The organism is Alistipes sp. AF14-19, assembly GCF_003461645.1.
In the GTDB taxonomy this organism is placed as follows: Bacteria; Bacteroidota; Bacteroidia; order Bacteroidales; family Rikenellaceae; genus Alistipes; species Alistipes shahii.
In genome coordinates this window covers 102932-127945 of the sequence record NZ_QTXM01000001.1, presented here as the reverse complement: position 1 = coordinate 127945, position 25014 = coordinate 102932, and the positions used below count along the sequence as shown (strand labels likewise).

17 protein-coding genes are annotated in these 25014 nt (G+C 61.5%); 4 read left to right on the top strand and 13 right to left on the bottom strand.

Annotated elements, in window-relative coordinates:
- Positions 1 to 83: 83 nt before the first annotated feature.
- From DWW03_RS00435 to DWW03_RS00390, 10 genes are all read right to left on the bottom strand, one after another.
- Positions 84 to 251 carry a DUF362 domain-containing protein gene (locus DWW03_RS00435; protein WP_015547590.1) on the bottom strand — a complete coding sequence of 56 codons (168 nt, stop codon included), beginning with the start codon at positions 249 to 251 and terminating at the stop codon, positions 84 to 86.
- A gap of 46 nt (positions 252 to 297) precedes the next feature.
- Positions 298 to 1569, bottom strand: a complete 1272-nt coding sequence (serS, locus tag DWW03_RS00430; protein WP_015547591.1) for a serine--tRNA ligase — start codon at positions 1567 to 1569, stop codon at positions 298 to 300.
- A gap of 156 nt (positions 1570 to 1725) precedes the next feature.
- Complete coding sequence (locus tag DWW03_RS00425; protein ID WP_118406077.1) at positions 1726 to 3990, bottom strand: hypothetical protein; 2265 nt, start codon at positions 3988 to 3990, stop codon at positions 1726 to 1728.
- 33 nt (positions 3991 to 4023) lie between these two features.
- Entirely contained in the window at positions 4024 to 5583 is a 1560-nt protein-coding gene (locus DWW03_RS00420; RefSeq protein ID WP_229028751.1) for a RagB/SusD family nutrient uptake outer membrane protein, read from the bottom strand.
- Positions 5584 to 5601: 18 nt separating this feature from the next.
- Positions 5602 to 8796 (bottom strand): SusC/RagA family TonB-linked outer membrane protein, encoded by a 3195-nt coding sequence (locus tag DWW03_RS00415; protein ID WP_118406076.1) that lies wholly within the window; start codon positions 8794 to 8796, stop codon positions 5602 to 5604.
- Between the two features lie 10 nt (positions 8797 to 8806).
- Complete coding sequence (locus DWW03_RS00410) at positions 8807 to 10750, bottom strand: hypothetical protein (RefSeq protein WP_022062101.1); 1944 nt, start codon at positions 10748 to 10750, stop codon at positions 8807 to 8809.
- 32 nt (positions 10751 to 10782) lie between these two features.
- Positions 10783 to 12702, bottom strand: a complete 1920-nt coding sequence (locus DWW03_RS00405) for a S8 family peptidase (protein WP_022062100.1) — start codon at positions 12700 to 12702, stop codon at positions 10783 to 10785.
- 19 nt (positions 12703 to 12721) lie between these two features.
- Complete coding sequence (locus DWW03_RS00400) at positions 12722 to 14248, bottom strand: BACON domain-containing protein (RefSeq protein WP_022062099.1); 1527 nt, start codon at positions 14246 to 14248, stop codon at positions 12722 to 12724.
- A gap of 23 nt (positions 14249 to 14271) precedes the next feature.
- Positions 14272 to 17814 carry a BACON domain-containing protein gene (locus tag DWW03_RS00395; RefSeq protein WP_259301962.1) on the bottom strand — a complete coding sequence of 1181 codons (3543 nt, stop codon included), beginning with the start codon at positions 17812 to 17814 and terminating at the stop codon, positions 14272 to 14274.
- Between the two features lie 12 nt (positions 17815 to 17826).
- Entirely contained in the window at positions 17827 to 19026 is a 1200-nt protein-coding gene (locus DWW03_RS00390) for a BACON domain-containing protein (RefSeq protein ID WP_083810243.1), read from the bottom strand.
- 463 nt (positions 19027 to 19489) lie between these two features.
- On the opposite strand from DWW03_RS00390, the gene DWW03_RS00385 reads away from it, so the two are divergent.
- From DWW03_RS00385 to DWW03_RS00370, 4 genes are all read left to right on the top strand, one after another.
- Positions 19490 to 21319: a peptidase U32 family protein gene (locus tag DWW03_RS00385; protein WP_118406073.1), complete on the top strand. Its 1830-nt coding sequence runs from the start codon at positions 19490 to 19492 to the stop codon at positions 21317 to 21319.
- A gap of 18 nt (positions 21320 to 21337) precedes the next feature.
- Positions 21338 to 22273 (top strand): class I SAM-dependent methyltransferase, encoded by a 936-nt coding sequence (locus DWW03_RS00380; protein ID WP_022062094.1) that lies wholly within the window; start codon positions 21338 to 21340, stop codon positions 22271 to 22273.
- A 322-nt stretch (positions 22274 to 22595) separates the two neighbouring features.
- Entirely contained in the window at positions 22596 to 22883 is a 288-nt protein-coding gene (locus DWW03_RS00375) for a hypothetical protein (protein ID WP_118406072.1), read from the top strand.
- Between the two features lie 14 nt (positions 22884 to 22897).
- Positions 22898 to 23020, top strand: a complete 123-nt coding sequence (locus tag DWW03_RS00370; protein ID WP_259301961.1) for a hypothetical protein — start codon at positions 22898 to 22900, stop codon at positions 23018 to 23020.
- A gap of 78 nt (positions 23021 to 23098) precedes the next feature.
- Here the strand turns inward: DWW03_RS00370 and DWW03_RS00365 are convergent, their stop codons facing one another.
- From DWW03_RS00365 to DWW03_RS00355, 3 genes are all read right to left on the bottom strand, one after another.
- The gene (locus DWW03_RS00365) at positions 23099 to 23788 is read right to left on the bottom strand and encodes a hypothetical protein (protein WP_118406071.1); all 690 of its coding nucleotides are present in this window, start codon (positions 23786 to 23788) and stop codon (positions 23099 to 23101) included.
- A gap of 11 nt (positions 23789 to 23799) precedes the next feature.
- Positions 23800 to 24372, bottom strand: coding sequence for a chromate transporter (locus DWW03_RS00360; protein WP_015547601.1), 573 nt, complete (start codon positions 24370 to 24372; stop codon positions 23800 to 23802).
- Between the two features lie 92 nt (positions 24373 to 24464).
- Positions 24465 to 25013, bottom strand: coding sequence for a chromate transporter (locus DWW03_RS00355; protein WP_118406216.1), 549 nt, complete (start codon positions 25011 to 25013; stop codon positions 24465 to 24467).
- Between the last annotated feature and the right edge of the window lies 1 nt (position 25014).

Sequence of the window (25014 nt, the reverse complement as noted above, 5' to 3'; positions counted from 1 at the left end):
TTGTTGGGTGGGGGAAGCGGCTTTTCAAACCGCAAAAAGCACACCCCGTTGCCGAGGTGTGCTTCTCTTTCGGATATTCCGTGTTACTCCGAAACGATCGCCTCGCTCGGGCATACGCCTGCGCAGGTGCCGCAGTCGATACATTTGTCGGCGTCGATCACATAGATGTCGCCGGCCGAAATAGCCTCTACGGGGCACTCGCCGATGCAGCTGCCGCATGCAACGCACGAGTCGGTAATTTTGTAAGCCATTGTGTTGAGTGTTTATTGTTAAATGTGTGTGTGCAAATATAAAAACTTATTTGATAATATCAAAACCCGTGTAGGGAATCAGCGCCTCGGGGATGCGGATGCCTTCGGGGGTCTGATAGTTCTCCAGCAGCGCGGCCACGATGCGCGGCAGGGCCAGCGACGAGCCGTTGAGGGTGTGCGCCAGCTGGATTTTCTTCTCCTCGTCGCGGTAGCGGAGTTTGAGGCGGTTGGCCTGGAACGACTCGAAATTCGATACCGACGACACTTCGAGCCAGCGTTTCTGGGCCTCGGAGTAGACTTCGAAATCGTAGGTCAGCGCCGAGGTGAACGACATGTCGCCGCCGCACAGGCGCAGGATGCGGTAGGGCAGGCCCAGGGCCTTGACGATGCTCTCCACGTGGGCCACCATGCCGTCCAATGCTTCGTAGCTCTTTTCGGGCAGCGAGAGCTGCACGATCTCCACCTTGTCGAACTGGTGCAGGCGGTTGAGTCCGCGCACGTCCTTGCCGTACGACCCGGCCTCGCGGCGGAAGCACGGGGTGTAGGCGGTCATCTTCACCGGAAAATCCTCCTTTTCGAGGATCACGTCGCGGTAGATGTTCGTCACGGGAACCTCGGCCGTGGGAACGAGGTAGAAGTTGTCTACCGTGGCGTGGTACATCTGCCCCTCCTTGTCGGGGAGCTGTCCCGTGCCGAAGCCCGAAGCCTCGTTGACCATCACGGGCGGCTCCACTTCGAGGTAGCCGGCCGCCGTGTTGCAGTCGAGGAAATAGTTGATCAGCGCGCGCTGCAACCGTGCGCCCTTGCCCTTGTAGACGGGGAATCCCGCGCCGGTGAGCTTCACGCCCAGGTCGAAGTCGATGATGTCGTACTTGCGGGCCAGCTCCCAGTGGGGCAGCGGGTTTTCCGGAAGCGCGGTGTAGCTTTCCACGAGCTTGACGACGAGGTTGTCCTCGGCCGTCTTGCCTTCGGGGACGATCTCGGCGGGGAAGTTCGGCAGCGAGACGATGGCCGACTGCAACTCCTGCCGGGCGTCGGTCAGCTCGGCTTCGAGGCGCGAGGACTTCTCCTTGAGGTCCGCCACGAAGCGTTTGCGCTCCTCGGCCTCCTCGCGGCGGCCCTGGCCCATCAGTGCGCCGATCTCCTTGGCGGCCTTGTTCTGGGCGGCCAGCGTGTTGTCGAGTTCCAGCTGGAGGGCTTTGCGCCGGTCGTCGAAGCTGATGATCTTTTCGATGACAGGCGCGGCGTCCACGCCCTTCTTGGCCAGCTTGCGTGCGGCGGCCTCTTTGTCATCGCGGATTTGCTTTATCGTAAGCATAATATCGTGAGTTTTTTGTGTTTTCGCCTTACAACCTGCAAAATTAGTAAATTCGCGCCAAACTGTCACGCCGAGACGCCGTTTTTTGCGATTTTATGAAAAAACCGGACTTCCGCCCAAAGCGGAAATCCGGTTTTCGGTTGTGCGGGCTGCGGATCAGCGGGTGTGGAGCACGAGGTCCGTGCGCAGACGCTTGCCTTCGGCCGGGACTTTCGCTGCCGTGTTTCCGGAGGCTTTCGCCGGAACGGCGACGCGTTCGCCCGTCAGGTAGGTCGTGAAGCGCTGTCCGCCGGTCTCGATGCTTCCGGTCCGCGATTCCGCGGCGCGGGCCGCGGTCTGTGCGGACGCCTGCTGGAGGGGCTTCATCTTGAGGGACGAGTAGGTTTTCGAACCGGCGTACTGGCGCAGGTAGCTCGAACTCGACGCCTGCGGCGTGCTGAAGAGCAGGAACATGTAGCTGTTGACCTCTTCGGGTGAGTAGGGGCTTGAAGCCCAGTAGAGCGTGTCGCCGATGTAGCCGACGGCCATTCCGGCGTCGCCCCAGAAGATCGACAGTCCGTTCGAGAAGCCGAGCGTCGCATAGGCGCCGTTGTACATCCCCGCGTACTGGGGTTCGACGATCAGCATGTGCAGCTCCTTGTCGTAGTAGCCTTTCAGCTGGGGTGCGAAGTCGCGCATGTCGGTCATGCCGCTGATGAGCACGTCGCGGTCGTTGATGCGCGCGATGTCCATGCGGAAGGTCTTTTCGGACGACTGCGAATCGACGTCGACGGTCGCCGTGACGCCGAATGCGCCGATGAAGTCCTCCAGGGTCTTCGTCCGGTCGAAATCCTTGGCGAAGTAACCGAACGTCGACGCGCTCTTCGAAACGAAAGCCGTGTCGCCGAACGAGTTGTACATCAGCAGGGCGAGTGTGTACGTGCTGCCTTCGTCGAGCGGGCTGAACGACGTGCCGCGGCCTTCGGGGGAGTTGAGCTGCGCGATCATCTCCTCGGGAACGTCGTAGCCCCGGGATGCGGTCACCTCCTCCAGTGTCATGCCGAGCGCTTCGCACAGGTAGTCGGCGACGGCGGTTTTGACGCAGAGATATTTCATCGCCGCCACATTCGCGGTCTGCATCTGCCAGATGAGCGTGTTGTAGGGCGAGTAGTTGAGGTTGTTCTCCGGAGCGTAGAACTCGAATTCGAGCGATCGGGGAGCATATTCGTCGTTCGGGTCGTTCGTGAACCGCTGCGTGTAGAGCTTGCAGGGGTTCTCGATCGAGTCGTAGGCCAGCGCCACGGCGGTGTAGTTGCCCGAGGGAACGTTCCAGACCGAGGCGTCGTCCGCGAGGAGCGTCACCACGGGGGTCACGGCCTCCAGTTTGTCGTCGATCAGCTGCCGGCGCACCTCTTGCTGCCGTTCGGCGTCGGCGGTGATGTCTCCGGCGACGACCGCGGCCTTGTAGTACTTCGTGTATTCGTTGGGCGAGAAGTGGAGTTTCGGAGCCTTGAATCCGGTGCTCGTGGTCTCGATGCCCTCGAAAGCGATCTCCACGACGGGCGTGGTGTCGATGTCGGTGTCGAAGACCAGTTTCTCGGTCCCCTGGGCGAAATAGCCCGACGACACGTAGTAGATCAGGTAGAACGAGAAGGTGCTCTCGCCGTCGAACGTGCAGGGATAGCTGGCGTACGCCGAGTCGTTGCCGGTGTAAACGGCCATGTCGGCGACGTAGACGTACTCGTTGTAGTTCGAGTTGTAGTAGCCGATCGACTGCGCCGGCACGGTGCAGGTGTTGTCGTCGTGGAGGACGAACTTGAACGTCACGCCGCTGGCCCAGTCCTTCAGCCGGAAGATATTGGCTCCCACGGCTTTCTCGACCTCCAGGCCCGAATCGCGGCCCGAATAGTACCCGTTGTAGTGGTAGGTTGCCAGCTGGGGGATCTCTTCGCCCTCTCCGGTGGTGCGGTAGAGCGTCTCCCACTCCAGTTCGTAGGTGGCCGAAAGGGTCACCTTGTCGGAGTACTGCGCCACCTGCGCGGCGTTGTCGCCCGGACGCGCCTCCCGGCTGCTGATGTAGAGCGTGGTCTTGTAGTTCGAACCCATGACGAAGTTCGAAAGGTCGACCTCGACGGGAACCGTCACGGAGTGGCTGCCGTCGGGAATGGTCGCCTCGGCCGGAACCGAGAACAGCTCGTAGTCGTCGTCCTTGGTCGCCAGATAGACCTTGTAGGCGCCTTTGTTGCCCGGACGCGCGATTTCGACGTTGATCACGCCCTGCACGGCGTCCTGCGGAAACTCCTTCTGGATGGACGACTGGATGAAGTGGATGGCCTTCGCATCGTCCTTGTTGGGGGTGTATTGGTCGCCCTCCTGCGTCTGGCTGCAGGCCGCGGTGAAGAGCAGCAGTCCCGCACCCAGATATTTCGATATGTTTTTCATAGTGTACTTGATTTTCAACGGTTCAAAGGCTCGTTAGGGATTCTGGTCCTCCTCGTTGATGTTCGGATTGGCATCCAGTTCGGCTTTGGGAATGGTCAGCACCCAGTCGTAAGTGTCGGCTTTGGTGATGTTGACGTTCCGGCGGTTCATCATCGAAATGCACTCCTCGGAGAAGCCGTCGTCGGTCCGGCGGTCGATGCCCTGGCCCAGGCGGCGGACGTCGAACAGCCGGCCGTACTCACCCCACAGTTCGATGCGGCGGTGGGTGAGGATGTTTTCGAGGAACGATCCGGTCCAGGTCGTGGTCGTCGCGCCGAGCAGCGTGCCGCTGCGGTTGTTGGCGCTGTAACCCGGGTCGCGTTCGGCCATGACGGTGTTCATCAGTTCGCGTGCGCTCTTGAGGTCGTCCAGCCGCAGGGCCGCTTCGGCGGCCGTGAAGTACATCTCCTCGACGCGCATGTAGATGTAGTCGCCCAGGAAGGAGGCCACGTTGGCGAACGAGAATTTTTTGCTGACGTAGGGCGACTCCTTGTCCGAGGGGTCCCACCAGTCGCGGCGGATGTCTGTCGCGCTGATGCGGTTGTAGAGCTGTTTGCTGATCAGCTTCGGCGCCGATTTGGCATAGGCGCCCTCCTTGTTGTCCATGTGGGTGAAGAACCCGGCGTAGCCGCCCGCCTGGTCGGCCACCTGAATGCCTGCGCCCCACATGACGTTCTGCTTGTCGAGCGAGTTCATGCCGCTCGTCAGGTCGCTCTTCGTGCCGACGGCGTAGCCGCCTTCGTCGATCACGCGCTTGGCCGCCTTGAATGCCCCGTCCCAGTCGCCTTCCGCCAGACAGGCGCGCGACTTGATGCCCAGGGCCACGTAGAGGTTGATGTGCGATTTGTTATTCTCGGCCAGCGTGGTTTCCCTGGCCTTTTCGAGCAGTTCGATGGCACGGTCGATGTCCTGGTCGATACGGCCGTAGACCGTGCGCAGCGATTCGCGGGGCTGTCCGCCCGTGTCGATCGACGTGCCGGTGGTGTAAACCGGTACGCAGGGCTCGTTCCAGCGCGAAGCGCCCGTCAGGGAGTTGTAGGGGGCGCGGGAGAACCACGTCGCCAGGTTCAGGTAGCAGAGCGCCCGGATGGCGTAGGCCTGTCCTGCGACGTAGGCCACGTCGGCCTCCGTTCCGGCCATTTCCGGCTCGGCGTCGATGATGTAGTTTACATTGGCGATCCATTTGTAGTTGGCGTACCAGACGTCGTACGACCGGAAGGCCGACGAAGTGTAGTTGCTCTTGACGTTGTAGCAGTGGTCGCCCCAGAACCAGCCGTTGCCCTGCGACTGCATGATCAGGTCGTCGGCCATGCAGTCGAGCGCCAGGTTGTAGGCCGCGATGCCGAAGCACTGGTGGGTGTTTGCGGTCGTGGACCATCCGGCCGTCCACATCGAGCGGTAGACGCCGTTGACCGAAGTGATGGCCGTGGATGCCGATTTGAGCAGTTCCTTGCCCGAACCCGAGTCGGTCGGGGAGAAATCGAGCATCGAGTCGCTGCACGAGGGGGCTGATAAGCCGATCAGTGCGATGATAAGATATATTGCTTTTTTCATAGTTGTTTTCTCCCGTGGTTAAAAGTTCAGGTCGATACCGAATGCGATCACGCGCGACGGGGTGTAGCTGTAAGCCACCGATCCCGTGAAGTTATACTGCGGGTCCATGCCGTCCATGTGGTTGAACATGGCGATGTTGTCCAGCGTGGCGTAGATGCGCAGCGACTCGATGTCGATCTTCTTGAGCCAGCGCTTGGGAAGCGTGTAGCCGACGGTGATGTTCTTGATGGCGAAGTACGAGGCGTCGATCAGCGAGTTGCTGGTCGTGGCGTACGAGCCGCCCACTTCGAGCATCGGCACGTCGGTCTTGTCGCCCGGCTTCTGCCAGCGGCGTTTGGCGTTTTTGTGCCAGTTGTTGCCGGCGTACTGCACGTACATCGAGCCGTTGTAGAGTCCGTCGTAAACCCATCCGCCGATCGAATAGGTCGTCAGGAACGAGACGTCGATGTTCTTCAGGATCGTGAACGTCGAACCGATGCTGCCGAAGAGTTTCGGCTCGCGGCTTTCGTGGTAGTATTTGCTCAAGGTGGCCATCGCCACGTTGTCGGTGATGTACTCGTCGCAGCGCGTGTTCACCAGCGTCCCCTCGTCGTTGACCGTCTGGGTCCAGTAGGCGTAGTAGAGCTGCTTGCCCGTGGCGGGGTCCACGCCGGCCGTTTTCGGCAGGTAGAAGGTGTAGATCGGCCGCCCCACCTCGATGACGCGGATGCCCGACGTGATGACATCCTGGCCGCCCGTGAGCGAGAGCACCTTGTTGCGGTTGAACGAACCCATCAGCGTCGCGTCCCAGCGGAAGTCGCGCTTGTCGAGGATCGTTCCGCGCAGCGAGACCTCGAGCCCCTGGTTGCGCAGCGAGCCGACGTTGTCGTTGAAGCCCGTGAATCCGGTCGAGATCGGCAGTGGACTGTTGAGCAGCATGTCGCGCGTTTTGCGGTTGTAGTACTCGACCGAAACGCCCAGTCGGCCGCCGAACATCGTGGCTTCGATGCCGGCGTTGAGGTTGCCGTTCTTCTCCCAGGTCACCTTCCTGTTTTCGAGCTTGTCGACGAAGGCGCCCGCATCGGTGGCGTTGGGCCACGTGTAGTCGTAGAGACCCTGCCATGCGTAATAGGTTCCCAGGTTGTCGTTGCCCTGTACGCCGTATGAAACCTTCAGCGTGAGGTTGTCGAGCCACTGGCGGGTGTTCTCCATGAACTGCTCTTCGGAGATGCGCCACGAGGCGCCCACCGACCAGAAATGGCCCCAGCGGTCGCTGGGATGGAAGCGCGACGAACCGTCCGTTCGCCAGCTGGCGTCGATGTAGTAACGGCTCTTGAAGCCGTAGTTGATGCGCGCGAGGTAGGACTCCACGCCGTAGTTGTGCGAATAGCTGTTGTTGTCGGTGGTCGTCACGGCGGGTCCCAACTCGTCGATCCCGCCGACGATGCCGGTTTTTTCGCCGAGGGCGTAGTTGTACTTGTAGCGGTAGTACTCATGGCCGGCCAGCAGGTTGAGGGAGTGGTCGCCGAACGTGCGGTCGTAGGTCAGCAGCTGGTTGAACGTGTAGCTCAGCGTGCGGGTGTTGGTCTTGCTGAGGCGTCCGCCCTGCTGGGCCGCGTTGCCGTGCTCCTTGTCGTAGACCAGCGTGCGCTGGTAGTCGGTGTAGTCCGTACCGAAGTTCATCGTGAGTTTCAGTCCGTAGAGCCGGGCCTCCTCCCTGACCGTCCCGAAGGTGATGTAGCTGCGCGCCGAAAGCGAGTTGCGGGTGTAGTAGGCCTTGTTGTTGTAAAGTTCGGCCTTCGAGTTGAAGCCCTGGGCCGAGGGGCGGTTGGCGTAGCCGTTGTCATCCTCCGATCCGTATTCGTATTGCAGCCGCCCGTCGGCGTCGCGCACGTTGTTGCCGGCCATGTCCTTCAGGTAGACGGGATAGACCGGGGCCATGAACTGCGCCGTGTACCAGACGTTCGACGTGCTTGCGTCCTCGAAACTCTGGTAGCTCGATTCGCTGTGGGCGAAGTTGGCGTTCATGCCGATCTTGAGCCAGCTCTTGGCCTGCGAATCGGCGCCCACGCGGCCCGTGTAGCGGGAGAAGTCGGTGTTCTGGAGAATGCCGTCTTCCATGTAGTATCCCAGCGATGCGACGTAGTTGGCGCGTTCCGAACCGCCGTTCACCGAGACGATGTGTTCGGTGCGTATGGCCGAATTGTCGCTGATTTCGTCCAGCCAGTTCTCGTTCCATGCAGCTTTGGCATCCGAACGGATCTTGCCCGTCGACTGGTCGATCAGCGTCTCCCACGTGTAATTCTTGTACGGGTTGTAGTATTCGGGATTCTTCAGTCCGCCGATCTGCTGGCCGAGGTTGGCGGCGGCGTAGCGGCTCGCGCCCTCGAAATCCATGCCCGTGCCGTATTGGGCGCTGTTGCGCAGCGCTTCGTAGCTCATCTCGACGTAATCTTTCATGTCGACCAGGTCGTAGCGGGGGATGGCGCGCGAGGCGATTCCGACGTTGCCCTTGTACGAAATGCGGATTTTGTCCTTCTTGCCCTTCTTGGTCGTGATGACGATGACGCCGTTGGCTCCGCGGGCGCCGTAGAGCGCACCTGCCGATGCGTCCTTGAGCACGGTCATCGTCTCGATGTCCGCGGGGTTGATCGCGCTGAGCGACCCGTCGAAGGGGATGCCGTCGACCACGTATAGCGGTGTCGCCGAGGCGTTCACCGACCCGATGCCGCGGATGATGACCGATGCCGCTTCGCCCGGCTGGCCGCCGCCGGAGGCGACCTGCACGCCGGCTACGGTTCCTTCGAACGATTTGGTGACGTTGCCCACGACGCGCTTCTGGAGTTCGCCGCCCTTGACGACGGCGGCCGAACCGGTGAACGACTCCTTCTTGGCCGTACCGTAGGCCACGACCATCACGCCTTCGATCTCGGCGGTGTCCTCCCGGAGCGTGACGTCGATGCGGGTCTTGTTGCCGACAGGGATTTTCTCGGTCTTGTAGCCCAGGTAGGAGACGACGAGCGTGGCGTTGGCCGGGACGTTCGTCAGGGTGTAGTCTCCGTCGACGTTCGTCGTGATGCCCTGCGTAGTGCCCTCCACGAGAACGTTCGCGCCGATGATGGCTTCGCCGTTGGCTCCGGTGACTTTGCCGCTGACGGCGACGTTCTGCGCCCAGGAGGCCGTCGTCCATGCCAGCGACAGGATGCACCAGAGAATTGCTGCTATCTTGTTCATAGATGTACTCTTATTTGATGTTGTGCGTGTTGTGAATGATGGTCCAGAGGTCGCCTTCGGGTTTCGCTCCGGCGGGCAGCTGGACGCTCTCCATCGGGTAGATGAACTTCTCGGGGTTGGCGATGGGTTTCCCGGCGGGCGACCGGAGCGGTTCGTCCGTTCGGGTTGCGGCCTGCGCCTTCGCCCGGGCGGCGTCCGGAGCCGCGCTGGTGGTCGCCGAACCCCATTTGGTGACTTTGTCGCCGACCGTGTTGGTCGCCGTCGCCATGAAGACGTACGTGGTTTCGGGCGTTACGCCGCTCTCCCCGGTGAAGAGGATGGCAAAGCCGTTTCCGTTGATGTAGGGGAGGTACTCCTCCTTGAGGTCGTGTCCGAACTCTTCGATCACGGCCGGATAGTTGTCCGTGCTGACGTTCGCCAGGGCGCTCTGTTTGAAAATCGCGTAACGCACCGTTGCGATGTCGATGCCCTTCATGACGCCGGCCACGGTGTTGTGCGTCGGGCCGTAGTTGGCGTTGGTCGAGGCTGCGGCTGCGAACCACGCGGCTGCGGCCGTGCTGGTCTTCGTGGTGACGGAGTTGACGCAGACCGTTTCGGCGCCGCTCGACGAGGTGGCCAGCGTGAGCAGCGTGTAGGACGTGCCGGCGCTGACTCCTTCCGTAAGTCCGTTGTAACCGTCGGCGCTGTTTACCGTCGCCGAGAGCAGCTCGGGGTTGAACTGGACTCCGTAATTGGGGTCTTTCAGGAATGCGGCGATGGCCTGTTGGTCGTAGGGATCGGAGAAGACCTGATTGAAGAGCTTGGTCGTCAGCGTACGGTAACGGACGTCCGTCACGTCGTCTCCCTTCCAGTGGGTCCACACGGAGTTGGTCCAGCCGTAACCCGTCAGGGCGAGGTAGGCGTTGGTGATGTAGAACCGCTGCGTGAACCAGTCGCTGCCGCCGTAGTTCGGACCGGCGGAGTAGCCGTCGGCCGTGGTCTTGAACTGCGTGGAGGAGAGGTTCGAGGTGATGTTGCCCCGCAGGTCCATGCCGAAGGCGAAGATCACGTAGCTCAACTCGGGGGTGAGTCCCGTCATCTGGAGGCTCTGGGTTCCCGACTTGAGCATCGAGGCCATGGCCAGCTGGAGGCTGATGCCCTGCTTTTTGGCGTATTCGACGATATAGGTCTGGAAGGCGGTCATCAGCTCTTCGGGCGAATACTTGGCGAAGGTCGTGGCCGGGAGAATCTCATAATAGTAGGTTTCGTCGCTGGAGGCGTAGATGTCGAACGCCACGGCGTCGGAGATGATCGTCGTCGGGGCGATGACCAGCGGCGGAACGTCGGCGTCCGAGGTGACGAACGAGAGCTGTGCGGCTTCCGAGTTGGTGAAGCGCGTGGCGTCGGACGTCATGGCGCGCACCGAGAAGGAGTAGGTGCGGCCCTTGTCGAGTTTCGACAGGATGACCGTACGGTTTCGGGTGGTCGACACCTCCCCGCCGTCGACCGAGAACTCATAGAGTTCCGCTTCGGGCACTTCGGTCCAGGAGATGACGGTTTTCGACGCATAGGCGCTGCCGAGCGTGATCTTCGGCTGGGGAAGCTGCTCCAGATCGTCGGTCAGCACGTGGATGTAGGTGAAGGGGGATTCGGTGTATTCGGCCGGGTCCCGGGGGCAGGCCTTGACCGCCACGACATACTCTTTCTGCCGTTCCAGACTGTTGAATTCCAGCCGGCAGCCGGTTGTCGAGGTTTCGCTCCCGCCGTCGAACGTGTAGACGTAGGACCCTGCGTCGTCGACGGCTTCCCAGCGGAGGGTGAATCCGGTGGTCGTCAGGTCGCTGACGATGATCTGCGGCTGTGCGACGGGTTGCAGGCCGGAGCCGGTCTCCGCCGCGTCGTCGTCCGACGAGCAGGCGCACAGTCCCGCGAGGGCCGCCGCCGCGAATGCCGCGTATTTATAAAAGGTTTTCATAGGTTTGATTCTCTTTTGCGTTAGTGAATGTGTCATTCGACGGTTACCTCGATCGGTTTGCGAATGGCCGCGCCGTCCGAGACGATGATCGTCGTCCGGCCTTTCTTGAGGCCGGTGAGCTTCATCACTCCGCCCCGAAGTTCGATCTTCACGAGGTCGGGAACGGAAACGGTGTACCCCAGGACATTGGTGGCGGTGAAGTGGTTGCTCAGGTCGATGCTGACGGTGTCGCCCACGCCGACCCGCTGCGCCGGGATGCCGTCGATCTTGGCGATGTTCCGCAGCAGCTTGTAGGTGTCGAGGCTGCCGATGCCCATGTTGCCCAGATACTGCTGGTATTTGCCGGTGCAGTAGCGGTCGACGGACTGGGTGCTGCTCAACAGCGCCTGCCGGAGCATTTCGCCCGTAAGGCCCTTGCGTTTTTCAGCGCCGTAGTAATAGCTGACGGCCAGCGCGCAGGCTCCCGACACGTGGGGGCAGGCCATCGAGGTCCCCTGGCTGCCTTCGTAGCCCGAAGAGCCGTCGGCGGCCACGCTCGTGCTGTAAACGCCGCCGTAGGCGTTGCTCAGCATCTGGTCGCCGCCCGGGGCCGAGATCCGGACCCATGTGCCGTAGTTGGTGTAGTAGGCCGGGGCGCCCGTGAACGCGGTTGCGCCCACGCTGATCGCGTTGGCGTCGGCGGCGGGATAGCAGACCTCGCTCGAAGCGTCGTTGCCCGCGGCGAAGAGGACGATGCCGCCGGCCATCGGGCCTGTCTGGTTGCCGTTTTCGTCCAGTCCCGCATATTTGTTGAAGTACTCCATGGCACGCGAGAGCGCCGAGTAGGAACCGCGTGTCCAGTCGGTCACGGAGATGGTTCCGGCGGTGTATCCCCAGCTGTTCTGGCAGATCACGGCGCCGTTGTCGGCGGCGTACTTGATGGCGCGGATCTGTCCGGCCAGTCCGGCGCCCGACGATCCGGACTCCGACTTGCCGAGAATCTCGCACGACATGATCTTCACGCCGTCGCCCCTGCCCGAGCCGCCTGCGATGCCGCAGACGCCCACGCCGTTGTTGTTCACGGCGGCGATCGTGCCGGCGACGTGCGTGCCGTGCATCAGTTCGGCCGAGAAATCCAGTTCGCCGGTCTCCTTGGTGAAGTTGTAGCCGTAAATGTCGTCCACATAGCCGTTGCCGTCGTCGTCGACGCCCGGCGTGCCGTTCAGTTCGGCCTCGTTGACCCACATGTTGGCGGCCAGGTCTTCGTGGTCGTATTTGACGCCCTGGTCCACGACGGCGACGATCACGTCGGGATTGCCCGTCGAGAGCTGCCAGGCGGCGTATACGTTGGCGTCGGCGCCCAGCTGGCTCGTCTGCGCGAAGATGTTTCCCGTGTTGTTGTAGTGCCATTGCATCTGCTGCGAGCGTTCGCTCTCGTTGAACGGGAAGGGGACGTTGCGCACCTCGTCTGCGATGGCGCGGGTGACGCTCTGCGCCCCGGCGGCGGGAGATGCCGCGCGGCGGTGGTCCGAAGTTTCGGCGGCCAGCGAGTATTCGATGATTTCGATGTCCTTGCACGAAGAGAGCAGGCTGGCCATCTCGCTCGTCGGGACCGACGGGTCGTATTTGGCGTAATACCAGAGGTGCAGGCCTTCCCTGCGGGTGCGTTCTTCGAAACGCCCGCCGTCCGGGAAGAGCCGTTCGAAACGTACGGTGTTCACCGTGTTGAGGATGCGGTCGATCTCGTCGATGCCGCTGCCTTTCGAAACGCCCTGCGCGCGGCTCTTTTCCACGATGCCGGAGGCCTCGGTCTTCAGTTTGAGGATGATCTCGCCGCCGATGGCCGCCGGGGAGGCGTTGACGATGACGGGACCCGCGGTCTCTTCGCCGCCGCTCTGCGTGTCGTCCTTGGCGCACGATGCCGCCGCGAGGACGGTTGCCGCCAGGAGAAGCGATTTGAATGGATATTTCATAGACGATCAGTTTTTAGTGTTATTCCCGGATGCAGCGTATCTGTGCGGAACAGTCGTGCTCGCCGAGTCTGTAATTGCACCAGTTGGGGTTGAAGTTCACGAAGTAGGCCGATGACTTCGTCGCGTCGGGAGTAGCCTGGGCGGTCCAGTAGAATGCCATGCCGCCCGTGTAGTTGCAGATGCTCACCGAGATGTAGTCCGTGTAGTAGATGTTGCCGGCCATCGGGTAGTAGTCGCCGGTGTTTTTCCAGCGGCGCCCGCAGTCTTCGTAGGCGTTCCAGTCCCATTTGGCGCTGACGCCGGTTTCGTCGTAATCCGCCGCTGCGCCGCCGTTGGTGATCGAGTTGTTTCCGGCGGGAATGCCCCAGAGATCGGGTCCCGGGACCTTGTAGCCCGGAGGGCAGGGGTCGAAAATGGTCTTTTCGGGACCCCACAGTCCCGGATGCGTGGCCTTCGGGTCTGTTCCCGTGCAGTACCAGTCGGCGTGGCCGTTGTACGGCGATTGCAGGTAGGTCATCGGGTTCAGGATCGAATTGGGAATGTTGGCCGGCGGCGTGGCGAGCACGGCGGCCTGCGCGTTGTAGACCCATGTTCCCGTTCCGTCGCCGATCGCGGTGTTCGGTTCGTTGTAGGCCGGGACGTTGTTGCCGTCGGTATCCGCGTGGTAGGGCGAGCACGAAGGCGTGAAGGGGTCCTTGCGGCCCCATTCGTAGAACATGCCTCGGTTGCCCACGTCCATCGGGGTGTTGTTCAGCGCTCCGAGGTTGCGGTCCATGATCACGGCGGCGACTTTGCCTTCCGAGTCGATGTGGTCGTGCGCCGTGATTTCGTCGTTGCAGACCCAGATGTGCCAGCTCCAGACGATGTTGCCTTTGATGTCCTTCACGGCGATCACGGCGTTGCCCTCCGAACGCCCCGTCGAGAAGGTCACGTAGCCGCCCCGGTAGATCGGCGCGCCGTCGATGATTTCGCGCGACATGGTCTTGTCGCCGTCGTGGCGCGATTCCCAGAGCAGTTCGGCGAAGGCGCCGTCCTCGATGGCGAGTCCGTAGTTGGCGATGTAGTCGCTGACTCCGTCGCCGCCGCCGTTGCCCTTGACCGATGCGTCGAATTTGTAGACGCCGCCGGTCCGGGCGATGTAGCAGTTGGCCGTGCCTTCGGCGCTCAGGTTGACGCTCCGTTCGGCGCGCTGTACGAGTGCGACCTCCTGCGAAACGGTCTCCCCGTTCTTCTCGGCGCTGACCGTGAGTTTGCCCGTCAGGGTTTCGGCTCCGGCGTTGATCAGGGTCTCGACCAGCAGGGCGTTGCCGTCCTGCCGGGCGACGGTGAACCAGTCGCCTTCGGCGGCGTAGTCCCAGCCGTCGGCGTTCGTCGCCACGGTGATCACGGCGTTGCCTCCGTCGGCGTCGAAGATCACTTTTTGGCTCGACACCTCCACGTAGGCCTTGCTTTCGCCCTCCTCCGGCCATATCCGGGTGGTTTCGGTGCAGGCTGCCAGCAGTGCGGCCGACAGCACTGCGATGCTGCATATTATCATATTTTTCATGTTCGGGATCGTTTTGTGTTCGTCTATTCCTTCCATGTGGTGGGGATCTTGTCGTAGTCCGAGAGTTTCGTACATCCCGCGAAACTGCTCTTGGCGGCGGTGATTGCGGTGAGTCCCGAGGCGGCGGCATTCTCCGCCGTGCGGTCGTACAGGTGGTATTTCACGCCGTCGACGACCGTGTAGGGCGATTCGCCTTCGAGCGACGCGCAGCCCTGGAAGGTCGAAGTCAGTGTCTTGAGCTTCACGGCTTCGTCGAACAGGCTCACCGGAACGCTCCTGAGCATCCCGCAATCGCGGAAGAGATTCGCGACGCTGGTCAGTTTGACGGGGCTGACCAGCATGTTCTTGCCGACCTCTTCGAGCGACGTACAACCGTCGAAGACCGAATTGAACATGGTGGCCGAAGCGCAGTTGAACACCTCCGACCCGACGCGGACCAGTCCCGTGCAGTCGGCGAACAGGCTGGTGTAGGTTGAAATCTGCGTGGTTTTCAGCAGCCCGTCGGGGATCTCCCGGAGTGAGGTACAGTTGAGGAATGCCTTCTGGAAATTGAGCGACGTGCCGTTCAGTCCCGTGAAGGCGTCCGGCGCGATGCTTTCGATTCCCGAGCAGCCGGAGAACATCTCCGTCAGGGTCTTCGTCTTGGTGTTGGCTTCGAACAGGCGCGAGGGAACCGTCGTGAGGCGGGTGCAGTTCAGGAAGCACTGGGCCACGGTGGTCGCGTTGACGTTCTTGGCGAAGAGCCCTGCCGGAATCGTCTCCAGGGCGGAGCATTCGGAGAATGTGTTGTTGAAGGCCGTCGCCCCGGTCAGTCCGTCGAAGATTCCGGCGGGCACGCTCTTCAGCGCCGTGGCCCCTGCGAAGAGGCGGTCGCATTTGGCCGAGGCCGTGCTCTTCCCGAAGAGGAGGCCGACCGATTCGAGGGCCGTGCAGTTCTCCAGGGCGTTGGAATAGGTCGTCACTTTCGGGTTGCCGGCGAACAGTCCGTCGGGCAGCGTCGTCAGTGCGGCGCAGTTCTGGAACACCTTGCCGAAGGTCGTGACGGAGGGATTGCGGCTGAACAGACCGGCGGGAGCCGTTTTCAGTCCCGACGCCGCGAATACGCTGGTGGCGATCGCCAGATTCGGCATCCCGGCGAAAATATCCTCCGGAACGCTTTCGAGCAGCGTGCAGTTTTCGAACAGGCTGCCGATGCTGGTGATCGCGGGTGCGCCGGCGAAAGCCTCCGCGGAAACGGTTTTCAGGTTGTCGCAGTCCTTGAACATCGAGGAGATATTCTTGCAGGCGGCGCAGCCGGAGATGATGTTGGCGCCGATCTCTTCAAGCCCCGTACAGCCTGCGAACAGGCCCGAGAACGAGGTGACTTTGGAAAGTCCGCCGAGGACGCCTTCGGGGATGCTTTTGAGCGAGGTGCAGCCTTTGAAGACATTGGTGAACGAGGTGACCGCCGTATTGGTGGCGAACAGCCCTGCGGGGAGCGTCGTGAGCGACGCGCAGCCGTTGAAGGCGTCGTTGAAGGCGGTGACCAGGGTAAAGCCGTCGAACAGCCCTGCGGGCACTTCGGTCAGCGAGGTGCAGTCCTTGAAGATGTTGTTGAAGGCGGTCTTCGTCACGGTCGTGAAGGCTCCGCTGCTTTTGAACAGCTCGGCCGGGACGCTTTGCAGTTCGCTGCATCCGGTGAAACAGCTCATAAAGGTCGTCACCTTGTCGCAGCCTGCGAACAGGTCGGCGGGAACGCTCTGGATGGCCGTTTTGCTGAATGCGCTCTGGAAATTGGTGACCTTGTGGTTGTTGGCGAACAAGCCGGCCGGGACGGATTTCAGGCTTGTTCCCGAGAAGAGCATGCGGAACGAGTCGACCTCGGGGTTGTTGGCGAACAGGCCGGCCGGGACGAATTCGAACGACTCGGTGTTGGCGAACAGCGAGTTGAAGGTCGTCACCTTCTTGTTGTTGGCGAAGAGTTTTTCGGGAACCGTCTTCAGTTTGCCGTTCGAGAAGATGATCGAACAGTCGGTCAGCTCCGTGTTGCGAGAGAAGAAATCCTCGTCGATCTGGGTGATCGCCGTGCCGGAGAAGAGCGAACCTACCGAGGTGATCTTCGTGCAGTTGTAAAGCAGGTCGGCGGGCACTTCGGTGACCATGTTGCAGTTCTGGAAGCAGTAGGCGAAGGTTTCCGCCTCGGTTGCATGGTCGAACAGCCCGTCGGGAACGGCTTCGAGGACGCGGCAGTCGGCAAATGCATAGTGGAAGGTGGTGACCTTGGCGAAGGCTTCGGTGTTGTCGGAGGGAATCCGTTTCAGCTCGCGGCAGTTCTGGAATGCGCGCGCCATCGAGGTCAGCCCCGTGCGGCCCCAGTTGTAAACCTCCTTGAACTGGTTGCCCAGTCCGTAGTCGGGGATGTCGTAGGAGTTGAGCGACGTCACGCTGCCCTTGACCGAGACGATGTAGTAGCCCGGGTCGGTGTAGGTGTGCGAGGGGTAGGCGGAGGTGACGTTCTCCTCGATGCTGCCGTCGCCCCAGTCGATGGTGGCGTCGATGGCCTTGTCGAACGGCAGATAGGTCTTCAGGCTCGACGAGGTGATGTCGATTCCGAGGATGAAGGCGTCGAGGTCCAGGCCGGTCTGGGAGACGGTGACGACCTGTTCGGTCTGGTTCTGTTTGCCGTCGCCGGCCGATACGGTGATGGTTGCGGTGCGGGACGATCCGCTCGAATTGGTCTCTGCGGTGATTGTAAGTCCCTGCTCGGTTTTCGTGGCGGAGAGCCAGTCGGAATTTTCGGAAAGCGTGTACTCCCAGTCGTAGTTGGATCTGATTCCCAACTCTTTTTTGTCGGATTCGGTGGGAGTGGGCGAGAGGGGAATGGTTTTTAGCGAAACGTTGACGTAGACGGCGCGGTCCTGCGTGACGCGGATCGTTTCAGAGACGGGATTACCCCCCCCCTCGCCGGCAATCAGCACGAAGGTCGTTTCGCGGTCCTCGATCTCCTCGTTGGGGTCGAGCGTCATCGTGACTTTGTCGCCCTGCTGTTCGAGAAGCAGCCACGGGCAGTCTTTGGTTTCGAAGATCCAGTCTTCGTCGGTCGACTGCACTTCGAATTCGGCGGTCAGTTCGCCGACGGCGGGAATCTGGAAGTTGTTTTTCGATGCGGCGATTTCGAGCGTGCCGTACGCGTTCTGCGTGGCGGAGATGGTCGCGGTCTTGTCGCCGGCGGTAATGGTGATCGTAGCCTGCTGCTGCTCCTCGACCTTGTTGCCCTCGCAGTTCAGGACGAGCTGGTCGGCGACGTCGTCTTTCTCGATGGTCAGCCAGCCGGCGTTGACGGCGTCGTATTTCCACGTCGTGTTGGTCTGGATGTCCACGACGACCTCTCCGCCCAGGCTCTTGAAGCCGATCGAGGCGTTGCGTTCGTCTTCAGCGGCGAACCATGTGTTTTTCGACGAGATGCCCAGTTCGGCCGCAATGCCGGACGGTTCGTCGCCCGGGACGGGGTTGGTGTAGGTGATCGTCTCTTCGGAGCACCCCATCATGCCGAGCAGTAAAGCTGTCAGTGCATATAATTTTTTCATGTGTGCTGCGGTTTAATGTTTCGATACGGGAAAGGTGCTGCCCGAGGGTGCGATGCCGTCGGCGGCCCGGGTGACGGAGGTCGGGGCCGTGCCGGTGTCGGCCGGAATGTCCCAGTCTACGAGATACATCGTGCCGGTGGCGTAGTAGAGGTCGCCGAACGACAGCCACTGCTGCTCCTGGTATCCGATGATGCCCAGCGTGGTGTACGGCGATTCGAAACCGTTCAGGAGGATCGCCTTGCGGGTTTCGTCCGCGTCGTCGTTGTAGCCCTCTCCCAGCCTGCCGGTCAGCATGCCGTTGTGGAAACCTCCGCCCTGCATGTTGATCGAGTACAGGTAGTGGAAGCGGGAGACCGTCGGGGAGATCTCGCGGGTGTAGCAGAGCCTGCCCAGTTCGATCGACATGGTTTGGGTGTTTTTGTCGTAGGTGGCTTCCACGACCGTGCCCGTCAGGAACAGGTTCTTGATGTAGAAACTCTTGCGGTACTCTTTCTCTTCGACGGTGCAGAACGTACCCGTGCCGCTCACGCCGATCGGTTCACGGCCGTAATACCAGTTTTCCGCATGAAGTCCGTAATATCCCAGCATTTGGTAGTAGGGGTTTTCCTCGCGTGAGATTTGCGAAACGGTCACTTTGCAGGATTCCGTAGCGGAGCCTTTGGTCGCCCGGACGGTGAGCGTCGCATTGCGGTGGGCGTCGGGATTGCGCGGGGCGCCGACGCGTACCGTTCCGCTGACCGGGTCGCTTTCGACCGAAACCCAGTCGGCGTCGCTCGTGACGCTCCACTGGCCGTTGGAGACCACGGTGAAGAGGACGCTCTCACCTTCGGAATCCAGCGAAATTTCCTCCGAAGCGGTGGTGGACAGCAGGACCGTTTCCCACGAGAATGCCTGGTGAACGGCGATTTCCTGTTTGTCGCCGGCCGTTTCCACGGTGATTTTCGAGTTGCGGACATTGTCGGTCGTATTGCTTGCCGCGGAGATGGTCAGCAGGCCCTCTTCGGAGGCCAGCGTCACCCAATCGTCCGGACAGCTCACCTTCCAGTCGGAGGGCGTGGCTACCGCGACGGTGGTCGTTCCGCCTTTCTGGGCGAACGCGACACTACTTCGCGAGAGGACGATCACATCCGCGACCTCCTCTTTGTTCTTGTCGTCGCAGCCGCTTGAGGCGCAGAGGACGAGAACCGTCAATAGCGTAAAGCATCTTCTCATAAAAATTGGATTAGGAATAAAAAATGAATGGGTACGGTATCCCGTTTCCGGAGAACCGTATTTGCTGAAAATTGCATCGTGTGAAATTTTTGGACTTGTTTATTTGCGGCACAATATACGAAAATTTGCCCGAATGCTTTCTGGAAATCCTGAAAATATTGTCGTAAAAGTCTTTTCTTATTGTTTGTTTTTCGGTGTTATGCGTGTGTATAAGGTTGAGTTTTAATGATTTTGAAGAATGACAGCCGTTTTGCGGCTGCAATTGTTTTGTTTGTCGGATATTGTCATCGCAGGGATATTTCCGGTCCGGTAAAAAAATGTGAGTTTGTTATATATTGACCATTTGGGGCGTAAGCCGTTGAATGATAATTGATAATGTCCGTCCCGGCGGCGGTTCCCTCGATTTTCCGTCCGCGGCGTCCCGATATTGACCGCTTTTTGTTACTTTTGCAAAAAGAAAAAAATGAAACTCGTCGAACTGTTAGCTCCTGCCAAAGATTACGCTGCGGCCGCGGCCGCCGTGGACTACGGCGCCGATGCGGTCTATATCGGCGGCGCGCGGTTCGGCGCGCGGCAGGCCGCGGGGAACTCCGCGGAGGAGATCGCCCGGGTCGTGGAGTATGCCCACCGCTTCGGAGTGCGGGTCCACGCCACGCTTAACACGCTCGTGTGGGACGATGAACTGGAGGCCGCCGAACGGCAGGCCCGCAGCCTGATCGACGCGGGCGTCGATGCGCTGATCGTGCAGGACATGGCTCTGCGGCGGATGGACCTTCCGGTGGAGCTGCACGCCTCGACGCAGGTTTCGAACCGCACGCCCGAGGGGGCGCGGTTCTTGGGCGAGGCGGGGTTTGCGCGGGTGATTCTCGAACGCAACCTCACGCTGGAGGAGATCCGGGCCATCTGCGCCGCCACCGCGGCCGAGGTCGAATGCTTCGTCCACGGGGCGGTCTGCGTGGGGTACAGCGGCCGCTGTTTCCTCTCGCGGTCGATGTCCGCGCGCAGCGGCAATCGCGGGGCGTGCAGCCAGCCCTGCCGCCTGACGTGGGACCTCACCGACGGAAAGGGCCGGACCTGGATTGCCGGGAAGCATCTGCTGTCGGTGCGCGACATGAATCTTTCGCAACGCATTGGCGATCTGCTGGATGCGGGCGTCACTTCATTCAAGATAGAAGGTCGGCTCAAGGATCTCGCTTATATCCGGAACGTTGTGGCCCACTACCGCCGGGCGGTGGACGAGGCGCTGGCCCTGCGGCCGGGGCTGGTGCGGTCGTCCGTCGGCGAGAGCGTCCCGGATTTCACGCCCGATCCGTCGAAGAGTTTTACACGCGGGGAGTCCGACTATTTTCTGGACGGAAAGCGCGCCGGAGTGGCGTCGTTCGACACCCCGAAGGCGGTCGGCGAACGGGTGGGCCGCGTGGCGGGCGTTTCGGGCGGCACGTTCACGCTCGACGGTGCGCACGATCTTGCGCCGGGCGACGGCATCTGTTTCCTGACGCCGCGCGGCGTGACCGGGACCAACGTCAACGCCGTGGAGGGTCGCCGCATCACGCCCAATCGCATGGAGGGGATCACGCCCGGGGCGGAGGTCCGCCGCAATTTCGACCGCCGTTTCACGCTGGCCGTGGAGCGCAGCCGCACGCGGCGGGTGATTCCGGCGAAGGCCGCGGCGGAGGCGACGGCCGAAGGGCTGAAACTTACTTATACGGATTGCGAGGGCGTTGCGGCCTCGGCCGTGCGGGCCGTGCGGCTCGACCCGGCGAAGAATCCCGACGCCAATGCCGCCGCACTGCGTGCGCAGGCGATGAAGTCGGGCGACACGATCTTCGCGGTCCGCGAAGCCGAAGTGCGGGGCGCGGAGTGGTTCGTGCCGGCGTCGCTGGCTGCGGAACTGCGCCGCGAAGCGTTGGCGGCACTTGCCGGAGCGCGCCGCGAACGGCGGCCGGAACACCGCATTCTGCCCGAGAATCCCGCCGCGAAATACCCGTCGGAACGGCTTGCGGCCGAGGAGAACGTCACCAACCGGCTGGCCGAGGCGTTCTACCGCGACCACGGGGTGCGGCAGATCGAACGGGGGCTGGACCTCGCGTCGACGACCGCCGGGCATGTGGTCTTGCGTTCGGCCTACTGTATCCGCCGCGAGATCGGCGAATGCCTTCGGGAGCATCCGCGGCTGCGCGGCGACCTGTTTCTGGAACACGGCGCCTACCGTTACCGGCTGGCGTTCGACTGCGAGGCCTGCGAAATGTCGCTGGTCGATCCGCTTGAAAAGCGGGAGCCGGAAGGTGTGTAACTATTTATAAAATAATGTATGCAGGAACAGCTGACGCCCGATTTCGGGGATTATGAACTCCTCGACACGGGGGATTTCGAGAAACTGGAACGCTTCGGGCGTTATGTGACGCGCCGTCCCGAGCCGCAGGCCATCTGGAGGCGCTCGCTCGCCGAAGAGGAGTGGCGGCGCATGGCCGACGCTTCGTTTCGGCGCGATGCGCGCAGCGACGAGCGGGGCGAATGGCGTCTCGCGCCCGGAATGCCCGACCGCTGGGTGGTGGAGTATGCCTATAAGCGGATGCGGCTGCGCATGCGGCTGGGGCTTACGTCGTTCAAGCATGTGGGCATCTTCCCCGAGCAGGCCGCCAACTGGAATTTCATCTACGACAACTGCCGGGCTTTGGCCGGAGACGGACCTACTGATGGCGAGCGTGTTGCGGCTGTCGGTTCGGGCGTTGCGCGAGGTGGCGCCCCCAAGGTGCTGAACCTCTTCGCCTATACGGGCGGGGCGACGCTCGCGGCGCGGGCCGCCGGGGCCGAGGTGACGCACGTCGATTCGGTCAGGCAGGTGGTGACCTGGTCGCGCGAGAACATGGAGTTGAGCGGCCTGGAGGGCGTGCGGTGGATCGTCGAGGATGCGCTGAAATTCGTCCGGCGCGAAGTGCGCCGCGGGAGCCTTTACCGCGGGATCATCCTCGATCCCCCGGCTTACGGGCGCGGGGCCGGCGGCGAGCGGTGGATTCTGGAGGACAACATCGGCGAGATGCTGGAGTGCTGCGCGCAGCTGCTCGAACCCCGGGGGGCGTTTCTGGTGCTGAACCTCTACTCGATGGGCCTCTCGTCGACGCTGGCACGCACGGCTGTGAGGCAGGCGTTCGGCGCGCCGCGCGAGGAGCAGTGGGGCGAGCTGTGTTTCACCGACCGGGCCGGCAAGCAGCTGCCGTTGGGAACCTATTACCGGTTTACGCGGTAGGGTTTGCGGGGGGGCGCGGGGGATGCGCTGTGTTTTTGGCAGCCGTCCTCAAGTCGGAATCCCGTGTCGCGTTCCGCGGCGCAGGCGTAAGACGCCGGTTCTATGAATACGAGCGCAGAACGGCAGTTGCAGACTGCGAAATTGCAGCGGCCGAAAAGGGCATAAGAAATCGGTTTCAACTTGCCGGGGCAAGTTGGCAGGCCGCAGCTCCGGCCTGCGGAGGCCCGCCGGTTTTAGGAGCTCCCGGAGGCTTCGTTCCTTTTTCCTTTCGGTTCTGCGCCCGTGAGTTTAGACGGATTCTATCAACCTTAAAACACGTGATATGAGTATTCTTGCAGTGATATTCGGAATTTTGAGCGGCTGTTTCCTCGCCGTGCTGGTGGGCATCATCGGCAGCCACCGCCGTATCGGCTTCGGCTGGGCGTTTCTGATAAGCCTGATCTTCACGCCGCTCGTCGGGCTGATCGTCGCCCTGCTGACCGATCCGCTGCCCGGCGGAGGGCAGCGATGGGGTTGTGTCGGAACCGTCGTCGCCATTCTGGGGCTGTTGTTCTTCGCCGCGTTCCTGCTGCTGGCGCTGACGGGCGGGGCCATGCTGCTGGCCCTGTGAAAACCGGAACGGAGATGTCCATACCCCTGCATCAGGCCGCCCGGCGCTTCGATTCCGGGATATTCCTCAAAGAAGGTTCTTCCACCGAAGTGGAAGAACCGGTCGGGTATGCCCACCGGGACGACTACGGCGATTGAGCACTCCTCGTCGGCGTGATCTTTACACCGCCGGTAGGACTGATCGCGGGGCTTTTGACCGATCCGCGGACACTTGATCTACTGGTAGCGTTTTTCCAGCTCGGCAATCATTGTTTCGAGCTTTTCTTCATTCGTCTCGAAGTAGCGTGAGTCGAAAGCCCTCGGAATCATACCGAGCCAGTTCCGCACCTTTTTGCTGGCGAGCATTTTGCCGAATGCCTTGTCGATATTCGTATCCGCAGACCACAAGGTTTCCCCCATCTGTTCGGGCAGGATGGCTTTCATGCGCTGGTCGTAGTAGATATTCATCGAGTTGTCGAATGCCCCGAGTTCGTTGTAGCAGCGCAGAAGGTCGATGACGACCTGTTTGTCGGCGATGTCGGACGCGATGCCCGTCGTCTTGAACATCTCCAGCGTGTCGGTCAGGAAGCGGTAGGGTTTTCCCATGCTGCCGGTGATCCGCCGGGTATAGTAAGCTACCGTATCGGCGGGAAGGCCGTCGAGCGAGAAATCATGCTCCTTCAGGCGGTATGCGACCCGTTTCTCGTCGTTGTACATCCATTTGTAATCCTGTATAACTTGCAGGTTGTCGCGCAGTTCGAGCGCAACGAGCTGCATGGCCTGCCGCACCTCCCTCTGTTTTGCCGAGTCGGCGATTTTGGCCGTCAGCCACAGCGTCAGCAGCACGCCGCCCGTAACGATCGAGAATTGGCGGACATAGTCGCCGATATTCCACTTTTTAAACCGGTTTTTTAAGGATTTCTTCATGGTGTGTCGGATTAGAATACGTAATAAATCAAGATTCCCGCCCCGGCCGAGAGGACGATCAGCAGGATGGGGTTGACCTTGCGCCACGAACCCACGAAAACACCGCCGAAGAGCGCCCAGCTCCAGGCGTCGATGAAGTTCCGGTCGTCGGGGTTGTCGCCGTGGGGGAAAATCAGCAGCAGAGCCGCGGCGGCGATCATGCCGATCACCACGGGCCGCATGCCCCGCATGGCCCCTTCGACCAGCCGGTTCCCTTTGAGTTTCATAAAAAAACGCGCCACGAGGATCATCAGCGTCAGCGACGGCATGCAGACGGCGAAAGTGGCGATTGCCGAACCCAGGATGCCGCACCAGGTGTGTCCGGTCTGGACGCCGACGCTGTAACCCACGTAGGTCGCCGAGTTGATGGCGATGGGACCGGGCGTGATCTGCGACACGGCGACGATGTCGGCGAATTCGGCGGCGGTCATCCACTGGTGCTGCACGACCACTTCGTTCTGGATCAGCGACAGCATGGCGTAGCCGCCGCCGAATCCGAAGAATCCGATCTTGAGGTAGGATATGAAGAGTTGCCAGAGGATCATAGCTGCGCTAATTAAGAATTAAGAATTAAAAATTGGGAGTCGGCATGTCCCGCAGGCGGTCTCTGCCCTCGCTCAACCGCAAAACTCACTTTTCACCTTTCACCTTTCACCTTTTTTGCCATTGTCAACTCCCAGGCGATGCCCAGCGCGGCGGCCGCGGCGAGTATCCAGATCGGCGACCAGTCGAGCCACCAGATGGCCAGGGCCGAGGCGGCGATGACGACCAGCATCGTCCAGTGCATGCCGCGGGAGAGCGTGAGCACCGGGCCGATGATCAGCGCCACGACCGCCGGGCGCATGCCCTTGAAGGCCGCGTCGACGACGGGGTTCTGGCGGATGCCGGCGAAGAAGATGGCGATCACGAGGATGATGACGAACGACGGCGTCACCGTGCCCAGCAGGGCCGCCGCCGCGCCGCGCAGTCCGCGGACCTTGTAGCCTACGAATACCGCGGTGTTGACGGCGATCGGGCCGGGGACCGACTGCGCGAGGGTCAGCAGGTCCAAAAACTCCTTCTGCTCGATCCACTTGCGTTTGGTGATCAGCTCGCGTTCGATCAGAGGCAGCATGGCGTAGCCGCCTCCGAAGGTGAACATCCCGATTTTCAGGAACGAGACGAATATGGTTGTCAGCCGTTGCATC

Excerpts from the sequence above, each read along its gene's own strand:
- DWW03_RS00435 (WP_015547590.1), bottom strand. The coding sequence starts at position 251 with ATGGCTTACAAAATTACCGACTCGTGCGTTGCATGCGGCAGCTGCATC.
- serS (WP_015547591.1), bottom strand. The coding sequence starts at position 1,569 with ATGCTTACGATAAAGCAAATCCGCGATGACAAAGAGGCCGCCGCACGC.
- DWW03_RS00425 (WP_118406077.1), bottom strand. The coding sequence starts at position 3,990 with ATGAAAAACATATCGAAATATCTGGGTGCGGGACTGCTGCTCTTCACC.
- DWW03_RS00420 (WP_229028751.1), bottom strand. The coding sequence starts at position 5,583 with ATGAAAAAAGCAATATATCTTATCATCGCACTGATCGGCTTATCAGCC.
- DWW03_RS00415 (WP_118406076.1), bottom strand. The coding sequence starts at position 8,796 with ATGAACAAGATAGCAGCAATTCTCTGGTGCATCCTGTCGCTGGCATGG.
- DWW03_RS00410 (WP_022062101.1), bottom strand. The coding sequence starts at position 10,750 with ATGAAAACCTTTTATAAATACGCGGCATTCGCGGCGGCGGCCCTCGCG.
- DWW03_RS00405 (WP_022062100.1), bottom strand. The coding sequence starts at position 12,702 with ATGAAATATCCATTCAAATCGCTTCTCCTGGCGGCAACCGTCCTCGCG.
- DWW03_RS00400 (WP_022062099.1), bottom strand. The coding sequence starts at position 14,248 with ATGAAAAATATGATAATATGCAGCATCGCAGTGCTGTCGGCCGCACTG.
- DWW03_RS00395 (WP_259301962.1), bottom strand. The coding sequence starts at position 17,814 with ATGAAAAAATTATATGCACTGACAGCTTTACTGCTCGGCATGATGGGG.
- DWW03_RS00390 (WP_083810243.1), bottom strand. The coding sequence starts at position 19,026 with ATGAGAAGATGCTTTACGCTATTGACGGTTCTCGTCCTCTGCGCCTCA.
- DWW03_RS00385 (WP_118406073.1), top strand. The coding sequence starts at position 19,490 with ATGAAACTCGTCGAACTGTTAGCTCCTGCCAAAGATTACGCTGCGGCC.
- DWW03_RS00380 (WP_022062094.1), top strand. The coding sequence starts at position 21,338 with ATGCAGGAACAGCTGACGCCCGATTTCGGGGATTATGAACTCCTCGAC.
- DWW03_RS00375 (WP_118406072.1), top strand. The coding sequence starts at position 22,596 with ATGAGTATTCTTGCAGTGATATTCGGAATTTTGAGCGGCTGTTTCCTC.
- DWW03_RS00370 (WP_259301961.1), top strand. The coding sequence starts at position 22,898 with ATGTCCATACCCCTGCATCAGGCCGCCCGGCGCTTCGATTCCGGGATA.
- DWW03_RS00365 (WP_118406071.1), bottom strand. The coding sequence starts at position 23,788 with ATGAAGAAATCCTTAAAAAACCGGTTTAAAAAGTGGAATATCGGCGAC.
- DWW03_RS00360 (WP_015547601.1), bottom strand. The coding sequence starts at position 24,372 with ATGATCCTCTGGCAACTCTTCATATCCTACCTCAAGATCGGATTCTTC.
- DWW03_RS00355 (WP_118406216.1), bottom strand. The coding sequence starts at position 25,013 with ATGCAACGGCTGACAACCATATTCGTCTCGTTCCTGAAAATCGGGATG.